A 16,208-nucleotide genomic window follows, 5' to 3' on the forward strand; every position below is an offset into this window, starting at 1 on the left:
GGCGTGGAGGGGACGGACACGATGTCGCAGTCGGTCGACCGGGCACTCACCATCCTGGCCTCCCTCGGGGACGGCCCCACCTCGTTGGAGCAGGCCGCCGCCCGGGTCGGCGTGCACAAGTCCACGGCCCTTCGGCTGCTGCGCACCCTCCAGGAGCACGGCTTCGTCCAGCGCCGCCCCGACCACCGCTACCAACTCGGCGGGCGGCTCTTCTCGCTGGCCCAGCAGGCCCTGGAGAGCATCGACGTACGCCAGGTCGCCGCGCCCTACCTGGCCTCGCTCAACGAGCGGTACGGCCACGCCGTGCAGCTCGCGGTACTGGAGGGCGACGAGGTGCTCTACCTGGACAAGGTGGACGGCCGCTACCCGGACCGGCCCGGGGCCTGGCCCGACCCGGTCGGGCGGATCGGGCGCCGGGTGCCCGCCGTGGCCACGGCGGTCGGCAAGGTGCTGCTCGCCGACCTGCCGGAGGATCAGCTGACGGTCTTTCTCGCCGGGCAGGATTTCGCTGCCCGAACGCGCAACAGCATCCGCTCCGCCGAACAGTTCCAGGCCGAGCTGGTCGGCGTCCGGCGGCACGGCTGGGCCGCCGACCAGGCCGAGTACCAGGAGAACGTCAACTGCATCGCCGCCCCGATCGTCGGCACCGACGGCACCGCCATCGCGGCCTGCTCGATCTCCGCCCCCGTGCAGCTCGCCCCGCTCACCGAGCTGAGCCGGCTGCTGCCCGAGCTGCTCTGCACCGTCGAGGCGATCTCGCTCGCGTACGGCGGGTCGCCTACTCCTCGCTGGTGCGAGAACCGTTGCGGTGCCAAGCACGTGGCGCGCGCCAACCGTACTTGAGCGCCAGCATCCGCATCCCGAAGGCCGCCGCCGCCGCGAGCGTGCCCGTCCAGGCGTCCAGGTGCCGTTCGGCGATCAGCACCGTGACGAGGGTCGCGCCGACCAGCGCGGGCACGGCGTAGATCTCGCGGTCCCAGCGCAGCAGCGAGGGGCTCTCGTGCGCCAGGACGTCACGGATGACACCGCCCCCCGCCGCCGTGAGCATCCCGCAGGCGACGGAGGCCACCGAGCCGAGGCCGTAGTCGTGCGCCTTGGCCGTGCCGGTGACGCAGAACAGCCCGAGCCCCATCGCGTCCAGCGTCTGCACCGCGCGGTTGATCCGCTCCACCTCCGGGTGCAGGAAGTAGACCACCAGCCCCGCGAGCAGCGGCGTCGAGAAGTACCCCATGTTGGTGAAGGCCACCACCGGCGTCGCCCCGATCACCAGATCCCGCATCACCCCGCCGCCCAGCGCAGTCACCTCGGCCAGCACACAGATGCCGAAGATGTCCATGTTCTTGCGCACGGCCATCAGGCCGCCCGACAGGGCGAAGACGAAAATACCGATCAGGTCCAGCGTCTGCTGGACCCCGGGCGAGAAGATCTGCGAGGTCACCCGGTCAGTTTCCACCGCAAATCGGTCATCCAACGAATCGGCGCCCGGACCGGGCCCGGCCGCGCGCCGTCAGGCGGCCGCGGCGGTGAGCTCGTGGCAGTCACCGCAGTCACGGCAGTCGTGGCAGAGGGACGGCTCCGGGGCGCGGAAGGCGCGCTCGCAGCCGTCGCAGGTCTGGAGCGGGAGCACCGCTCTGGGCGGGCCGGACGGGCCTGGGGCGGCAGGCGGGCGCAGGGCTGCCAGGCGGTACGCCAGCAGACGGGAGGCCCGCCGCATGATGCGGGCGGGCAGGCCGACGGCCAGCGTGTCGGCGATCTGCTGCGGTTCGACGCCACGGTCGAGCCATTCCCGTACGGCGGGGGCGAGTTGGCCGATCTCCTGCTCGGAGAGCAGCAGGCGCGGGTCACGGAGCCGGAGCGAGCCCAGGACGGCGGCGGCCTGCGGGTCGGCGGCCGGGGCAGGCGCTGGGGGCTCCTCGGCCGCCGTCTTCGGCAGCCGGGGCCGGGGCCGGGGCCGGGGGACGCGCGGCTCGCCGGTGGGCGGCACGTCGTGGGCGAGCGTGCGGGTGCGGATGCAGCCGTCGGCGCCGCGCTCGCGGCGGCGCTCCAGAAAACCGGCCGCCTCAAGCTCGTTGAGGGCCCTCGCGATGAGGATCTCGCCCTCGCTGAAGTGCCCGCAGAGGGCCCGGATGCTCACGGGCGCGCCGTCGGGCAGCGAGAGGATGTACACCGCGACTCCCACCGTGACGGCGCTCCCGGCGAGCTGCGCGAGCCGGTTGGAGATGACGGTGAAGTTGGCGGTGAGCCGGGTCCGAACGTGGAGCACGCCGGACGTGGGCGCGTTAGACTTGGCAACAGTCATCGGGAAGGTTTCGTCTTCCTAGGTGTTAGGCCCCCGGCCGGGATTGCGAGTCCCGCCGGGGGCCGACTTCGTTTCTGGGGTGCTGGCGGCGAGCGTACCGGCATCCGACCCGTCAGCGCGCCCAAGTCACCCGTAGGAGTGACGGGTTGAAACGGGAGGGTAGGTGGGAAGAGTTCTCTACCGGGGTTCTTGGTTGGTCACGTGCTCCACCGCATCCTCGCCCGCCACGACCCGGGTGCCCAACGCGAGCAGAGCCGCCACCGGGAGGGCGACTTCGTCCCCGTCCCGGTACGTCCCGACCAGGTCGTCGTACGCCGCGCGGATCTTCTCGACGGTCGGGGCGTCCTGACCCTCGATCAGCGAGGAAGTCAGCACGGTGCCGCCGAGCACGTCCTGCCACCAGCGGGCCGGGTCGACCCGGTGCGTCCAGCCGACCGGCTCGACCTGCACCTCCCGCAGCCCGGCCTCCTCCAGCAGCGCGGCGAAGTCCGCCGGAGCGGCGTACCGGGCAAACGGCGAGCTGCCGGGCAGATCAGCCGGCGGGGTCACGCCGACGGCACGTACCGCGTCGAAGAACACGCCCTGCGCGCGGTTCCCGGCCAGCGTGTCCCAGCAGGACAGCACCACCCGACCGCCCGGACGGACGGCCTCGCACAGCTCGGCCACCGCTGCAGCCGGGTCCGGCACGTGGTTGATCACGAACGCACCCACCACCGCGTCGAACTCCCCCACCCCGAACGGCAGCCCCGGCAGCTCCGCCCGCAGCACCCGGGCCCCCGGCAACGCCTCGGCCGCGACCTCCACCATCTGCTGCACCGCGTCGGTGGCCGTCACCACGGCCCCCCGCGCCAACGCCGCCGCCCCCAGCCGGCCCGTCCCGCAGCCGACCTCCAGCACCCGCGTCCCGCGCGTCACACCCGCCGCATCGAGCAGCCGCTCGTGCAGCCGGGCCGTCATCGCGCCGAACCCGTCGTCGTACGTCCCGCTGCGCCGCGCCCATCCGCTGCGCTCGAACTCCGCGAAATCCGTCCCGCTCATGTCTCTACTCCTGCGCCGTTCCACGTGATCCGTAGCCCGGCCGCGCCGCCGCCACTATGGCACGGCGGCGCTCGGCCCTCCTACTTCGAGAAGTACCCGAAGAGGTCCGCGACGACCTGGGTCTGGCCCAGGAAGTTGTAGACGTCGAAGGACCCGTTCGCCCCGAGCGGCGTCGTGACGTGGTTCGGGACCGTCTTCCCGGCGAGGAAGTTGAGGTTGGACGTGCCGGGCTTGGCAGCGCCGTCCGCCCACACCGTCAGGTAACCGCCAGCGGTCGAAGCGGTGCTGGTCACATTGAGCACCGCGCCCGTCGCACCCGCCGGGGCGCCGCTCGCGACCGGCAGCGTCCCGCCCTGGCCCAGCGCGTGCTGACCCGCCGTCCGCGTGTCCACCAGCCGCGTCGGCGAGACCGGGGTGAACAGCGAAGAACCGGTCGGGCTGTAGTACCCGAAGACGTCCGCGACGACCTGCGTGTGCCCGAACTTGTTGTAGATGCTGACCTTGCCGTCCGCGCCGATCGGCACGACCACCTGGTTCGCCACCGTCTGACGGACACCGAAGTTCAGGTTGGACGTCCCCGGGCGGGTGGTGCCACTCGCAAAGGCGGTGAGGTACCCGCCCGCGTCCGCATCCGTGCTGGTCAGGTTGAGCACCGCGGCCGTCGCGTCCGCCGGCACGCCGTTGACACCCCGCACCTGGACCGACGTAGTCGCATCCGGGCCCAGAGCCGTGGTGTGGCGGGTGTCGAACAGCCGCGACGGCGCCAGAGCAGTGAACCGGTCACCACTACCCGGCAGGTAGGAGCCCATCACGTCGACCACAACATCGGTGGTGCCGGAGAAGTTGTAGACCGTCACCTTGCCGTTCGCGCCCGTCGGGACGGTCACCAGGTTCGGGACGACCTGCCCGGCCGTGAAATTGACGTTCGAGGTCGCCGGGCGGGGGCTGCCGGCCGGGTAGACGCTCAGGTAGCCGCCCTGGGACGGGTTGACGGCGGTGACGTTCAGGACGGCCGCGTCCGGGCGCACCTTGACGCTCGCGGCGGTGGGTACGAAGACGTCGACGGACTCGCCGGGGCCCAGGCGCCTGCTCCCGGGCTGCCGGGTGTCGAGCACCCGGGTCGGCGTGATCGGGGCGAAGCCGAGCGCGGAGTAGGCGACGTGCAACTGCCGGGTGACGGTCACCGTCCGGCCGCCCTGGTCGAAGACCCTGGCGGTGACCGTGTAGTCACCCGACCGCCCGTAGACGTGACGGCCGGAGACTCCGGCCGCCTTCGGGGAGCCGTCACCGAAGTCGATCTCGTACCCGTCGATGTGCGACGGGCTGGTGGTGCCCGCGAAGTCGTACCGGTAGCCGAACGGCCCCTCCTCGTACCGGCGGTCGGGGGTGATCGCCAAGGCGGGCACGAGATCGCTCGGGTCGTTGACGAAGACCCAGGCATCCGGGCCCGAGGTGACACTGCTGTGGGAGCTCGCTTCGGTGGCCGTCACCGAGATCGGGCGGGAACCCTCGGTCCGGTAGACGTGCTGGACTGTGGGCGAGCTGGTGACGACCGGGGCGGAGCCGTCGCCGAAGTCGAAGCTGTACGTGGTGCTGCCGGGCCAGTTCTGGACAGCCTTGGCAGTCGCCGTCACGGGCAGCGGGAACGCCCCCTGATTGATGTTCACGCTCACCGACACGCTGCTGTACGCCTGGAGCTCGGTCGCGCCACGGTCGTGGAAGCCGCCGCCGGTGTTGGGCGCCTGCGGGTCGTCGACCCGGGGACGGCCGTCGAGGTCGGTGTCCGACTCTCCAGGCGCCGACGCGTCGGCCGAGTCGATCGCGCCGGACATCAAGCCCGGTTGCGACCAGTCTCCGACGATGTCGTGGGCACCCTGAGCGCTCGCGGCGGTGAAATCACGCTGCTCGCGGTAAGCCGTGCCGTCCCAGGAGTAGGCCGGGCTACCGCCGTCGATGCTGAACAGGTTGTAGTCGGCCTTCGTCCCGGCCACGGAACCGGCCGAGACGGACAGCCCGACGACACTCGAATTGTTGCCATATGTCCTCTTCTGCAGGCTGACGACGTTGTTCTCGATCGTCGCCCCGGCCGAATCTCCGTTCAGCGCGATCGCGGGGGCATCCACTCCGGCCAGCGTGTTGCCCGTGATCACCGTGCCGGGCGCGTCCGTCACCCGGATGCTCTCGGCCGTCCCACTGAGCATGTTGTTCGTGGTGACGACCGTGCCGGTCACGCCTTTCTCGACCACGAGACTGCTGCCGTGGAAAGGGCCTCCGAGCTGGCTGTGGCTCACCACCGTGTCCTCGGTGGCTCCAGTGAGACGGACGGACACAGCTGCCGGGGTGCCGAGGAACTCGTTCACCCCCTGCAGGTCGTCGCCGTCGAGGACCACCCGCGCCGAGTCCGCGACGAGAACAGCCTCCTTGGTGGTCCCGTCCACGACGAAGCCCTGCAGCGTCACATCGTGGACGTTGCTCAGCACGAAGACGTTCCGGTTGTAGTCGTTGGGTCCGATCGCCACGCGGGGGTGGTACTTCGCAGGCCGTCCCTTGAGGGTGACGGGCTTGCCCGGCTCACCGGAGTGGGTGATGTGCACCGATTCCGTGTAGCGGTAAGCCGCGTCGACCAGCACCGTCTGACCGGGCTCGGCAGCGTCGGCCCCCGCCTGGACGGTGCAGAACGGCCGGGCCTCGGTCCCCGCTCCGGAGTCGGAGCAGACGGCCTTGTCCCCCGAGACGTACAGCGTCGAGGTGGTCTCCGCGACCGCGGGCAACGTCCAGCCACCCCCCGCGAGGCCGGTGGAGGCAAGGACGACAGCGATGGCCAGCTGACGGCGACGACGGATCGATGACATACAGGTCCCCGGGTGACGGCTCGGATGGTTTCCAAACGTCTGACCCGCACCACCGCCCGAAGGTTGTACGCCTGCATCCAGAAAGGGGCTTACTTGGTGAAGTATCCGAAGAGGTCGGCGACGACCTGGGTCTGGCCCAGGAAGTTGTAGACGTCGAAGGAGCCGTTCGCTCCGAGCGGTGTCGTGACGTGGTTCGGGACGGTCTTCCCGGCGAGGAAGTTGAGGTTCGACGTGCCGGGCTTGGCAGCGCCGTCCGCCCACACCGTCAGGTAACCACCAGCCGTCGAAGCCGTACTGGTCACGTTCAGGACCGCACCCGTAGCACCGACCGGAGCGCCGCTGGCGACCGGCAGCGTCCCACCCTGGCCCAGCGCGTGCCGGCCCGGCGTACGAGTGTCCACCAGCCGCGTCGGGGAGACCGGCGTGAACAACGACGCCCCCGACGGGCCGTAGTAGCCGAAGACATCCGCCACCACGTGCGTGTGCCCGAACTTGTTGTAGACCGACACCTTGCCGTCGGCGCCGATCGGGACGACGACCTGGTTGGCCACCGTCTGCCCGGCCGTGAAGTTCAGGTTCGACGTCCCCGGGCGTTCCGTGCCACTCGCGTACGCCGTGAGGTAACCACCCGCGTCCGAACCCGTGCTGGTCACGTTCAGCACCACCGACGTCGCGTCGGCCGGCACCCCGCCGACTCCCCGCACCTGCACGGACGTGCTCGCGTCCGGCCCGACCGCCGTGCTCTGCCGGGTGTCCAGCAGCCGCGACGGCGCCAGCGCCGTGAACCTGGCTCCCCCGCCCGACTCGTAGACGCCCATCAGGTCGACCACCACGTCCGTGGTGCCCGAGAAGTTGTAGACGGTGACCCTGTCCGACTCGCCGACCGGGACGGTGACCAGGTTGGGCACCGTCTGCCCCGCCGTGAAGTTCACGTTCGACGTCGAGGGCCGCGGCGACCCCGCCGGGTAGACGCTCAGGTACCCGCCCTGCGACGGGCTGACCGCCGTCACGTTGAGCACCGCCGCTGCCGGGTACGGATGCCCTGGCGCGCTCGGGATGTACACGTCTATCGACTGGCCGGGGCCGAGGTGGTGGATTCCGTAGTAGTCCGGCGTCCGGGTGTCGTACAGGCGGGTCGGCATCACTGGGGTGAAGCCCAGCGGGCCGTACGCGGCGTGGACCTGCGTCCGGGCGGTGGCCGTTCGGCCGATCGTGTCCGTCATGGTCGCGGTCACGGTGTAGTCGCCGGGGTGGCTGTAGGTGTGGACGTAACCACCCCCACTCGGCGTGCCGTCGCCGAAGTCGTACACCGTGGATTTGATGGGCCACGGGCTGACGGTGTGACTGATGTCGACGGAATAGGACAGCGGGCCGTTACTGGTCCCCGGCGCGGGCACGAGCCTCACGTCCGGGCGGATGTCACCGGGCTCGTCGACGACCACCGAGGACCAGAGCTTTCCGGAGGCGGTGTTGGCCGGGTCCGTGCCGTGCACGGTGACCGAGACCCCGTACGTCCCCTTCGACCGGTAGACGTGCTGCACCTCGGCGTCCGTGGTGACCAGCGGATCGCTGCCGTCGCCGAAGTCGTAGGTGTAGGTGGTGGCGCCCGGCCAGTACTGCGTGGCCTTCGCCGTGACGGTCACCGGCAGCGGGTACGGACCCACGGCCGGGGAGGCGTCAAGATTCACCCTGTCGGCGTACTCCTCCAGCTCGGCCGCGCCACGGTCGTAGTAGCCAACCCCGGTACCGGAGTTGTCCCGCACCGGGGCGTCCACCCGCCGGTGGCCGTAGACGTCGGTGGTCAGCTCGCCGGGCGCCGAGGCGTCGGCGGAGTCGGTGGCGCCGAAGGCGGCGGTCGGCTGGACCGAGCAGTTGACGCATTTGGCCGCCTCCCCCAGCGGAGTGTCCAGCTTCTCCCGGAGGTCATGTGCACCCTGGCCGGTCGCCGCCATGAAGTCGGCGGGCTGCTGGTAGGAGGTGCCCGCCCAGCGGTAGGCCGTGCCCGGACCGGACGGGCCGAGCAGGTTGTAGTCGGCCTTGGTGCCGGGCACCGAGCCCGCCGAGACCGAGAGTTCGACTGCCTGGGCCGCGTACCGATCGGAGTAACCGACGACGTTGTTCTCCAGCACGGCGTGGTCGGAGTTGCCCGCCAGGGCGATGCCCGCGTCCCCGTTGGAGATCACCGTGTTACTGGTGATCACCGTCTGCGGGGCGTCCGTGACGCTGATGCCGGCCAGGTGGGCGGCGTGGGTCACGGCGTTGGTGCTGATGACCGTGCCCGACACACCGGGATCCACCACGATGCCACCGCCGTACCCGCCGCCCACGAGGTTGCGGCTGAGCACCACACCGCTACTCGCGCCGGTCACCCGGACGGCCGGGCTGCCGCTCGGGACGGCCGGCGGATGGGTGGGCGAGCTGTAGCTGCCGAAGCCTGCCCGGATCACCTCGTTCCCGTCGAGGGTGATCCCCGAGGAGTCCTTCACCAGGAAGGCCTCCGCCGAGGAAGTCGCGACTCCGAAGTGCTGCACCGTCACATCGTGCACATGGTCCAGGACGAAGGCGTGCGCGGTCGCGGGCTGGGCGTCCACCGGCTGTACCCCCACCGATGAACGAACCTGGCCCGCCGCCCTGATGGTGATCGGCTTGTCCGGCGTTCCCGAGTGGTGGACGGTGACCTGTTCCGGGTAGGTGCCGAGCGTGACCAGCACCGTCTGGCCCGGCTGGGCTGCGTCGGCACCCGCCTGAATGGTGCAGAACGGCTGCGCCTGGCTACCCGGGCCGGAGTCGGAGCAGCCGTTCCCCTTGCCGTCCACGTACAGGGTCGCGGCGGAGTCGGCGACGGCGGGCGGGGCTACGCCCGCGCTCACCAAGCCGGTGGAGGCGACCACGAGAGCGGCGGCAACCTGACGGCGGCGGCGCATGGATGACAAGGGAGCCCCCCAAGGGCAAGGAAGTGCTGAGATCGGCGGGGCCACTGCCCCGCCAACCGTATCTATACCAAACGCTCGTACGACTACTTCGAGAAGTATCCGAAGAGGTCGGCGACGACCTGGGTCTGACCCAGGAAGTTGTAGACGTCGAAGGACCCGTTTGCCCCGAGCGGCGTCGTCACATGGTTCGGCACCGTCTTCCCCGCGAGGAAGTTGACGTTCGACGTGCCCGGCTTCGCAGCACCGTCCGCCCACACCGTCAGGTACCCACCGGCCGTGGCAGCCGTACTGGTCACGTTCAGGACCGCACCCGTCGCACCAGCCGGAGCACCGCTGGCGACTCGCAGCGTCCCGCCCTGGCCAAGCGCGGAGTGACCTGCCGTACGAGTGTCGACCAGGCGGGTCGGAGCGACGGGGGTGAAGAGCGAGGTGCCGGTCGGGCCGTAGTACCCGAAGACGTCCGCGACGACCTGCGTGTGCCCGAACTTGTTGTAGATGCTGACCTTGCCGTCCGCGCCGATCGGCACCACCACCTGGTTCGCCACCGTCTGACGCGCCGCGAAGTTCAGGTTGCTCGTGCCCGCCCACCGGGTGCCGCTGGGGTAGACGGCGAGGTAACCGCCCGCGTCCCCGTCCGTGCTGGTCAGGTTGAGCACCACCGACGTGGCGTCCGCCGGGACACCGCCGACACCCCGCACCTGGAGCTGGGTGACGCTCTCCGGCCCGACCGCGCCACCGGCGCGCCGGGTGTCGAGGAGGCGGGACGGTGCGAGGGCGGTGAAGCGGTCACCGGCCCCGGCCTGGTAGCTGCCCACCACGTCGACGACGACGTCGGTGTCGCCGGAGTGGTTGAAGATCTCCACCTCGTCACTGCCGCCGAGCGACGTCGTCACCAGGTTCGGCACGGTCTGCCCCGGCACGAAGTTGACGTTCGAGGTCGCCGGACGGGGGCCGCCCGCCGGGTAGACGCTCAGGTAGCCGGCGGCGGAGGGGTTGACGGCGGTCACGTTCAGCACCACGGCGTCGGACTGCCCGGAGACGTGCACCCGGGTCGTCGCGCCCGGCCCGAGCCGCAGCGAACCGGGGTGGCCGGCACCGGGCCGAGTGTCGAGCACCCGGTACGGGGTCGTCGGGACGAAGCCCATCGCGGCGGCGGCCGCGACCGTGGCGGTGGAGGTGGTGTGGGCGGTGCTGTTGGCACCCGTGCCGTTCGCCGTCACGGTGACGGTGTAGCTGCCCGCAGCCCGGTAGGCGTGGTCGGCGGTCGGCGAGGTGGTGACCACCGGCTTGCTGCCGTCGCCGAAGTCGAAGGTGTACGTGGTGGTGTCGGACCAGTACTGCCCGGCCGTCGCGGTCGCCGTCGCCCTCCCCCCGACGACGGCGAGCTTCAGGTCGAGGCTGCCATACGCCTGCAGTTCGACGGCACCCCGGTCGTGGTAGCCACCACCGGAGTTGGGCGCCTTCGGGTCGTCGACCCGCGGGTTGCCGTGCAGGTCGGTGTCCAGCTCGCCCGGGGCCGAGGCGTCCGCCGAGTCGGTGAGACCGGACGGGCCGGTCGGATCGGCCGCGGCCGACCAGGGCATCTCGGGGAACGGCGGGTCCTCCCGCAGATCGTGTGCTCCCTGGGTGGTCGCGGCGGTGAAGGCGGCCGGCTGCTGGTAGGTCGTGCCACCCCAGGAGTAGGCCGAACCCGTACTGACCGGGTGGAGCACGTTGTAGTCGGTCTTCGTCCCGGCGACGGACCCGGCCGACACCCGGAGCTCGACGTCGAGCGACGGGTCCGGCGGCTGCGTCCCGGGGGCCGAGCTCGACGGGCCGTCCGATCCGGCGACGACGTTGTTCTCGATCGTCGCGCCGCCGGAGTTCCCGTCCAGCCGGATTCCCGTACCGTAATTACTGACAACGGAGTTGCCCGTGATGACCGTGCCGGGCGCGTCCGTCACCCAGATCCCCGCATACTCGTTTCTGGTCACCAGATTGGTGGTGATGACGGTGCCGGTCACGCCCTTGTCGACGGCGATGCCACCGAGGCCGGAGGCCTCGATCTGGTTGCGGCTCACCGTGGTGTCCCTGGTGCTGCCGGTCAGGTGGATGTTCGCCCCCGACAGGCCCCACCCCGACCAGTACGCCTCGTTGCGGTCGAGGACGACCCGTGCGGAGTCGGAGACCTGGATACCGTCGGTCCTCCCCATGACGTAGAAGTTCTGCACCGTCACGTCGTGGACACCGGTCAGCCGGAACGGGATGGTCGAGTCGGGTCCGTACGTGCGGACCTCCGGACGCTTGCCCGTCTTGTCCTCGCTGATGCCCCTGATGACGATCGGCTTGCCCGGCTCGCCGGAGTGGGTGATGCGCACCGATTCCGGGTAGCCACCGGTGGTCGGCTCGACCAGCACGGTCTGGCCGGGCTTCGCGGCGTCGGCGCCCGCCTGGATGGTGCAGAACGGCTGCGCCTGGCTGCCCGGCCCGGTGTCCGAGCAGGCGGCGGACTTGGAGACGTACAGCGTCGAGCCGGTCTCGGCGGCGGCAGGAAGCGCCCACCCCGCACCGACAAGGCCGGTGGAGGCGACGACGACAGCGGTGGCCAGCTGGCGACGACGGTGGATCGATGGCATTCAGGGCCCCCGGGTGACGGCTCGGATGGTTTTCGAACGTCTGACCCGCACCACCGCCTGATGGTTGTACGCAGATAAGAAAAAAGTTGCCGCCTCCCCGAGCGGCTGGGGAGGCGGCAGTAGGAGGGGCTTACTTGGTGAAGTAGCCGAAGAGGTCCGCGACGACCTGGGTCTGGCCGAGGAAGTTGTAGACATCGAAGGAGCCGTTCGCTCCGAGCGGCGTCGTCACGTGGTTCGGCACCGTCTTCCCGGCAGCGAAGTTGAGGTTGGAGGTACCGGGCTTCGCAGCGCCGTCCGCCCACACCGTCAGGTAACCGCCAGCCGTCGAAGCGGTGCTGGTCACGTTGAGCACGGCACCCGTCGCACCCGCCGGGACGTGGGTGGCGACCGGCAGCGTGCCGCCCTGGCCCAGCGCGTGCTGACCCGCCGTCCGCGTGTCCACCAGCCGCGTCGGGGCAACCGGGGTGAAGAGGGAGGAGCCGGTCGGGCTGTAGTACCCGAAGACGTCCGCGACGACCTGGGTGTGGCCAAACTTGTTGTAGATGCTGACCTTGCCGTCGGCACCGATCGGCACCACCACCTGGTTCGCCACCGTCTGACGCGCCGCGAAGTTCAGGTTGCTGGTCCCCGGACGCTCCGTGCCACTCGCATAGGCGGTGAGGTAGCCACCCGCATCCGCATCCGTACTGGTCAGGTTCAGCACCACCGACGTCGCATCCGCCGGCACCCCGCCGACTCCCCGGACCTGAACGGACGTGGTCGCATCCGGCCCGAGCGCAGCGGTGTGGCGGGTGTCGAGCAGCCGCGACGGCGCCAGAGCAGTGAACCGGTCACCACTGCCCACCTGGTACGTACCCATCCAGTCCACCACGACATCCGTGGTGCCGGAGAAGTTGTAGATGGTCACGTCGTCCTTCATCCCGGTCGGGACGGTGACCAGGTTCGGGACGACCTGACCGGCCGTGAAGTTGACGTTCGAGGTCGCCGGACGAGGCGTGCCCTTCGGATAGACACTCAGGTATCCACCCTGCGAGCCGTTGACCGCCGTGACGTTCAGAACAGCCGCGTCGGGGTACTCCCGGCCGACCGACTTCCCCGGGATGTGGACGTCGATCGACTCACCGGGGCCGAGGCGCGTGATGCCGGTGGTGTTCGGCAGCCGGGTGTCCAGCAGGCGGGTCGGCTTGACCGGGGTGAAACCCTGCGCACCGTACGCCACGTGCACCGTCTTGGTGAGGGTCGCCAGCCTGCCACCCTCGTCGGTGAGCCGCAGGGTGACCGTGTAGTCACCCGGACGCTGGTAGGCGTGGTACCGCACCGAACCGATCCAGACGCTGTTCCCCTCGTTGCCATCGCCGTAGTCAACGCTTGAACCGTTGAGGCGGTACGGGCTGGTGGAGCCGCCGTAGTCGAAAGAGTAGGCGAGCAGGCCGAGGTCGTACGTCCTGGGTGCCGGGCCGATCTTGAGATCGGGCACCAGGTCGCCGGGCTCGTTGACGGTCACGACATCGCTCTGCGTGCTGATGACGGCGCCGGCACTCGTGCCCCGGGCGGTCACAGTTACCGTGAACTGGCCCTTGGTCAGATACGTGTGCTCGGCCTTCGGCGAGGTGGAGACGACAGGCGTACTGCCGTCACCGAAGTCGAAGGTGTACGTCGTCGTGCCCGGCCAGTTCTGCGAGACCGTCGCCGACGCCGTGGTCTTCAGCGGGTACGGGCCCAAGTTCTTGTCGACCTGTACGTCCAGCCCGCTGTAGGCCTGGAGCTCCTCCGCACCCCGGTCGAAATAGCCGGTGCCGGTGTCGGCCACCTGCGGATCGTCGGCCCGGGGGCGGCCGTTGATGTCCGTGTCCAGCTCACCCGGAGCCGAGGAATCGGCCGCGTCGGTGACGCCGACGACGGCCTCCGGGCCTGGCGCTGAGTCGGCCGACGGGATTCCGAGGACGTCATGGGCACCTTGGGTGGTGGCGGCGGTGAAGTCCGGCTGCCGCTGATACTGCTTGCTGTTCCACGAGTAGGCCAAGCTCTCTCCGTCGGTGTGGAACGAGTTGTAGTCCGCCTTCGTCCCGGCGACGGAGCCCGCCGAGACGGACAGCCCGATCGCGGGCCCGGGGGTGCCGGTGTCCTCACGTGCGACGACGAGGTTGTTCTCGACCGTCGCCTTGCCCGAATCACCGGCGAGCGCGATCACGGCGCTTTCCACAGCGGTCACCGTGTTGCTCGTGATCACGGTGCCAGGCGCATCCTGCACCCGGACGGCGTCGGCCATGTAACCGAAGATGTGGTTGGTGGTGACGACAGTGCCGCTCACACCCTTGTCGACCACCAAGCCGCCTCCCCCGCCACCGTCGATACGGCTGCGGCTCAACGTTGTGTCGCTGGTGGTCCCGGTGAGGCGGACGGCTGGCGACGAACCGGACTTCGATATCGCGTTCACGCCGTCGCTGTCGATGACGACCCGTGCCGAATCCGAGACCAGGACGGCCTCCTGGCTCGAGGCCCCCGTGGCGAAGTTCTGCAGCGTCACATCGTGGACGTGGCTCAGCTCGAAGATGTGCGCTGGAACGGACCCGCCCCCGGCGTAGCTGGGACCGACGAACACCCGGGGGCTGTCGCCCGAGGGCACGCCCTTGATGACGATCGGCTTGCCCGGCTCACCGGAGTGGGTGAGGTGTACGGGCGCCGAGTAGCCACCGTGGCCCGTCCCGACCAGCACGGTCTGGCCGGGCTTCGCGGCGTCGGCGCCCGCCTGGATGGTGCAGAACGGCTGTGCCTCGGTGCCCGGCCCGGTGTCCGAGCAGGCGTGCGAACCCGAATCGACGTACAGCGTCGAGGCGGTCGCGGCGACGGCGGGCAGGGACCAGCCGACCCCGGCGAGACCGGTGGAGGCGACGACGACAGCGGCGGCCAGGTTGCGGCGGCGGCGTGCGTGTGACAAGGGAGTTCCCCCGAAGACTGTGGGTGGGTGGTTACTTGGTGAAGTAGCCGAAGAGGTCGGCGACCACGTGGGTGCGGCCCATGAAGTTGAAGACGTCGAAGGCGCCGTTGGCCCCGAGCGGCGTCGTGACGTGGTTCGGAACGGTCTTCCCCGCCGGGAAGTTGAGGCTCGAGGTGCCGGGGCGGCGAGCACCGTCCGCCCACACCGTCAGGTAGCCGCCGTCCGTCGAGGCTGTGCTGGTCACGTTGAGGACCGCACCCGTAGCACCCGCCGGGACGTGGCCGGCGACCGGGAGCGTGCCGCCCGGGGTGAGGGCGCTCTGGCCGGGGGTGCGGGTGTCGACCAGGCGGGTCGGGACGACCGGGTGGAACAGCGTCGTGCCCGAGTCGCCGTAGTAGCCGACGATGTCGGCGACGACCTGGGTGTGACCGGCCTTGTTGTAGACGAAGACCCGGCCGTCGGCACCGATCGGCACGATCACCTGGTTCGCCACCGTCTGACCCGCCGTGAAGTTGAGGTTGCTGGTGCCGAGCCAGCGCTTGCCGCTCGCGAAGGCGGCGAGGAAGCTCGGCGCGTCCGAACCGGTGCTGGTCAGGTTGAGCACCGCCACGGTCGCGTCGGCCGGGACGCCGCCGGCGCCGCGCACCTGAATGCCGACCACGCCCTCCGGGCCGACCGGCCCGCCGCTCTGGCGGGTGTCGAGCAGCCGTGCGGGCGGCAGAGCGGCGAAGCGGCTGCCGTGCCCCGGCTTGTAGACGCCCATCAGGTCGACCACCACGTCGGTGTCACCGGAGTTGTTGTAGATCGTCACTCCGTCGTTGGCGCCGACCGGCACCGTCACCAGGTTCGGCACCGTCTGCCCCGGCGCGAAGTTGACGTTCGAGGTCGCCGGGCGGGGGCTGCCCGTCGGGTAGACCGTGAGGAACCCGCCCTTGGTCGGGTCGGCGGCGGTGAGGTTGAGCACCACCGCATCCGGGTGGTTCAGGTCGTAGCCGTCACCGACGGCCAGGTCGATCGACTGGCCCGACCCGATCGGGTCCGTCCGGTAGTCGCCGCCGGAGTAGCGGCTGTCGTACAGGCGCCTCGGGTCGAGCGGGACGTAGCCCATCGCCTCGTACGCCACGTGCACCGGCTTGGTGGCGCTGGCCGTGTGCCCTGCCGAGTCGGTGGCCTTGACGGTGATCTGGAAGTCGCCCGGCCGAGGGAAGGTGTGATGCGCCCGGTCGTCGTAGCTGGGGCTGACGACGGCCACGGGGGTGCCGTCGCCGAAGTCGATCTCCTGCTTGGTGATGGACGACTGAGCGGTGCCCTTGGTGTTGACGACATATCCGAGCGGGCCCAGATCGAGCTTCCGGTCAGCCCTGTCCACGGTGAACACCGGCGTCGGCGCGGCGTCGGCGAAGGCCGGGGGCGCGGCGACCGCCCCGACCAGTCCGGTCGCGGCGAGGACGACAGCAGTGGCGGCAAGCTTCTGACGACGGCGGATCGATGACATGCAAGGCCCCCGGGTGACGGTTCGGATGGTTCCGAACG

Annotated in this window: 9 protein-coding genes; 1 reads left to right on the top strand and 8 read right to left on the bottom strand. The window is 70.3% G+C overall.

Features of this window, described 5'->3' with window-relative positions:
• The first annotated feature begins 21 nt into the window (after positions 1 to 21).
• On the top strand, positions 22 to 843 hold the full coding sequence (locus ACR68M_RS10390) for an IclR family transcriptional regulator (RefSeq protein WP_441250156.1): 822 nt from the start codon (positions 22 to 24) through the stop codon (positions 841 to 843).
• Here the strand turns inward: ACR68M_RS10390 and ACR68M_RS10395 are convergent.
• From ACR68M_RS10395 to ACR68M_RS10430, 8 genes are all read right to left on the bottom strand, one after another.
• Positions 779 to 1,438 (bottom strand): trimeric intracellular cation channel family protein, encoded by a 660-nt coding sequence (locus ACR68M_RS10395; RefSeq protein ID WP_441250157.1) that lies wholly within the window; start codon positions 1,436 to 1,438, stop codon positions 779 to 781. The two genes, ACR68M_RS10390 and ACR68M_RS10395, sit on opposite strands and share 65 nt — an antisense overlap.
• Positions 1,439 to 1,507: 69 nt before the next feature.
• Entirely contained in the window at positions 1,508 to 2,299 is a 792-nt protein-coding gene (locus tag ACR68M_RS10400; protein ID WP_441250158.1) for a hypothetical protein, read from the bottom strand.
• A gap of 177 nt (positions 2,300 to 2,476) precedes the next feature.
• Positions 2,477 to 3,337: a methyltransferase domain-containing protein gene (locus ACR68M_RS10405; RefSeq protein WP_441250159.1), complete on the bottom strand. Its 861-nt coding sequence runs from the start codon at positions 3,335 to 3,337 to the stop codon at positions 2,477 to 2,479.
• A gap of 80 nt (positions 3,338 to 3,417) precedes the next feature.
• The gene (locus ACR68M_RS10410; RefSeq protein WP_441250160.1) at positions 3,418 to 6,189 is read right to left on the bottom strand and encodes a PKD domain-containing protein; all 2,772 of its coding nucleotides are present in this window, start codon (positions 6,187 to 6,189) and stop codon (positions 3,418 to 3,420) included.
• An 89-nt stretch (positions 6,190 to 6,278) separates the two neighbouring features.
• Positions 6,279 to 9,113, bottom strand: a complete 2,835-nt coding sequence (locus ACR68M_RS10415) for a PKD domain-containing protein (RefSeq protein WP_441250161.1) — start codon at positions 9,111 to 9,113, stop codon at positions 6,279 to 6,281.
• 92 nt (positions 9,114 to 9,205) lie between these two features.
• Positions 9,206 to 11,737 (bottom strand): right-handed parallel beta-helix repeat-containing protein, encoded by a 2,532-nt coding sequence (locus tag ACR68M_RS10420; protein WP_441250162.1) that lies wholly within the window; start codon positions 11,735 to 11,737, stop codon positions 9,206 to 9,208.
• A 130-nt stretch (positions 11,738 to 11,867) separates the two neighbouring features.
• Positions 11,868 to 14,675, bottom strand: a complete 2,808-nt coding sequence (locus ACR68M_RS10425) for a PKD domain-containing protein (protein WP_441250163.1) — start codon at positions 14,673 to 14,675, stop codon at positions 11,868 to 11,870.
• Positions 14,676 to 14,706: 31 nt separating this feature from the next.
• Positions 14,707 to 16,170, bottom strand: coding sequence for a PKD domain-containing protein (locus ACR68M_RS10430; protein WP_441250164.1), 1,464 nt, complete (start codon positions 16,168 to 16,170; stop codon positions 14,707 to 14,709).
• Between the last annotated feature and the right edge of the window lie 38 nt (positions 16,171 to 16,208).

Source organism: Kitasatospora sp. McL0602 (genome assembly GCF_052076145.1).
In the GTDB taxonomy this organism is placed as follows: domain Bacteria; phylum Actinomycetota; class Actinomycetes; order Streptomycetales; family Streptomycetaceae; genus Kitasatospora.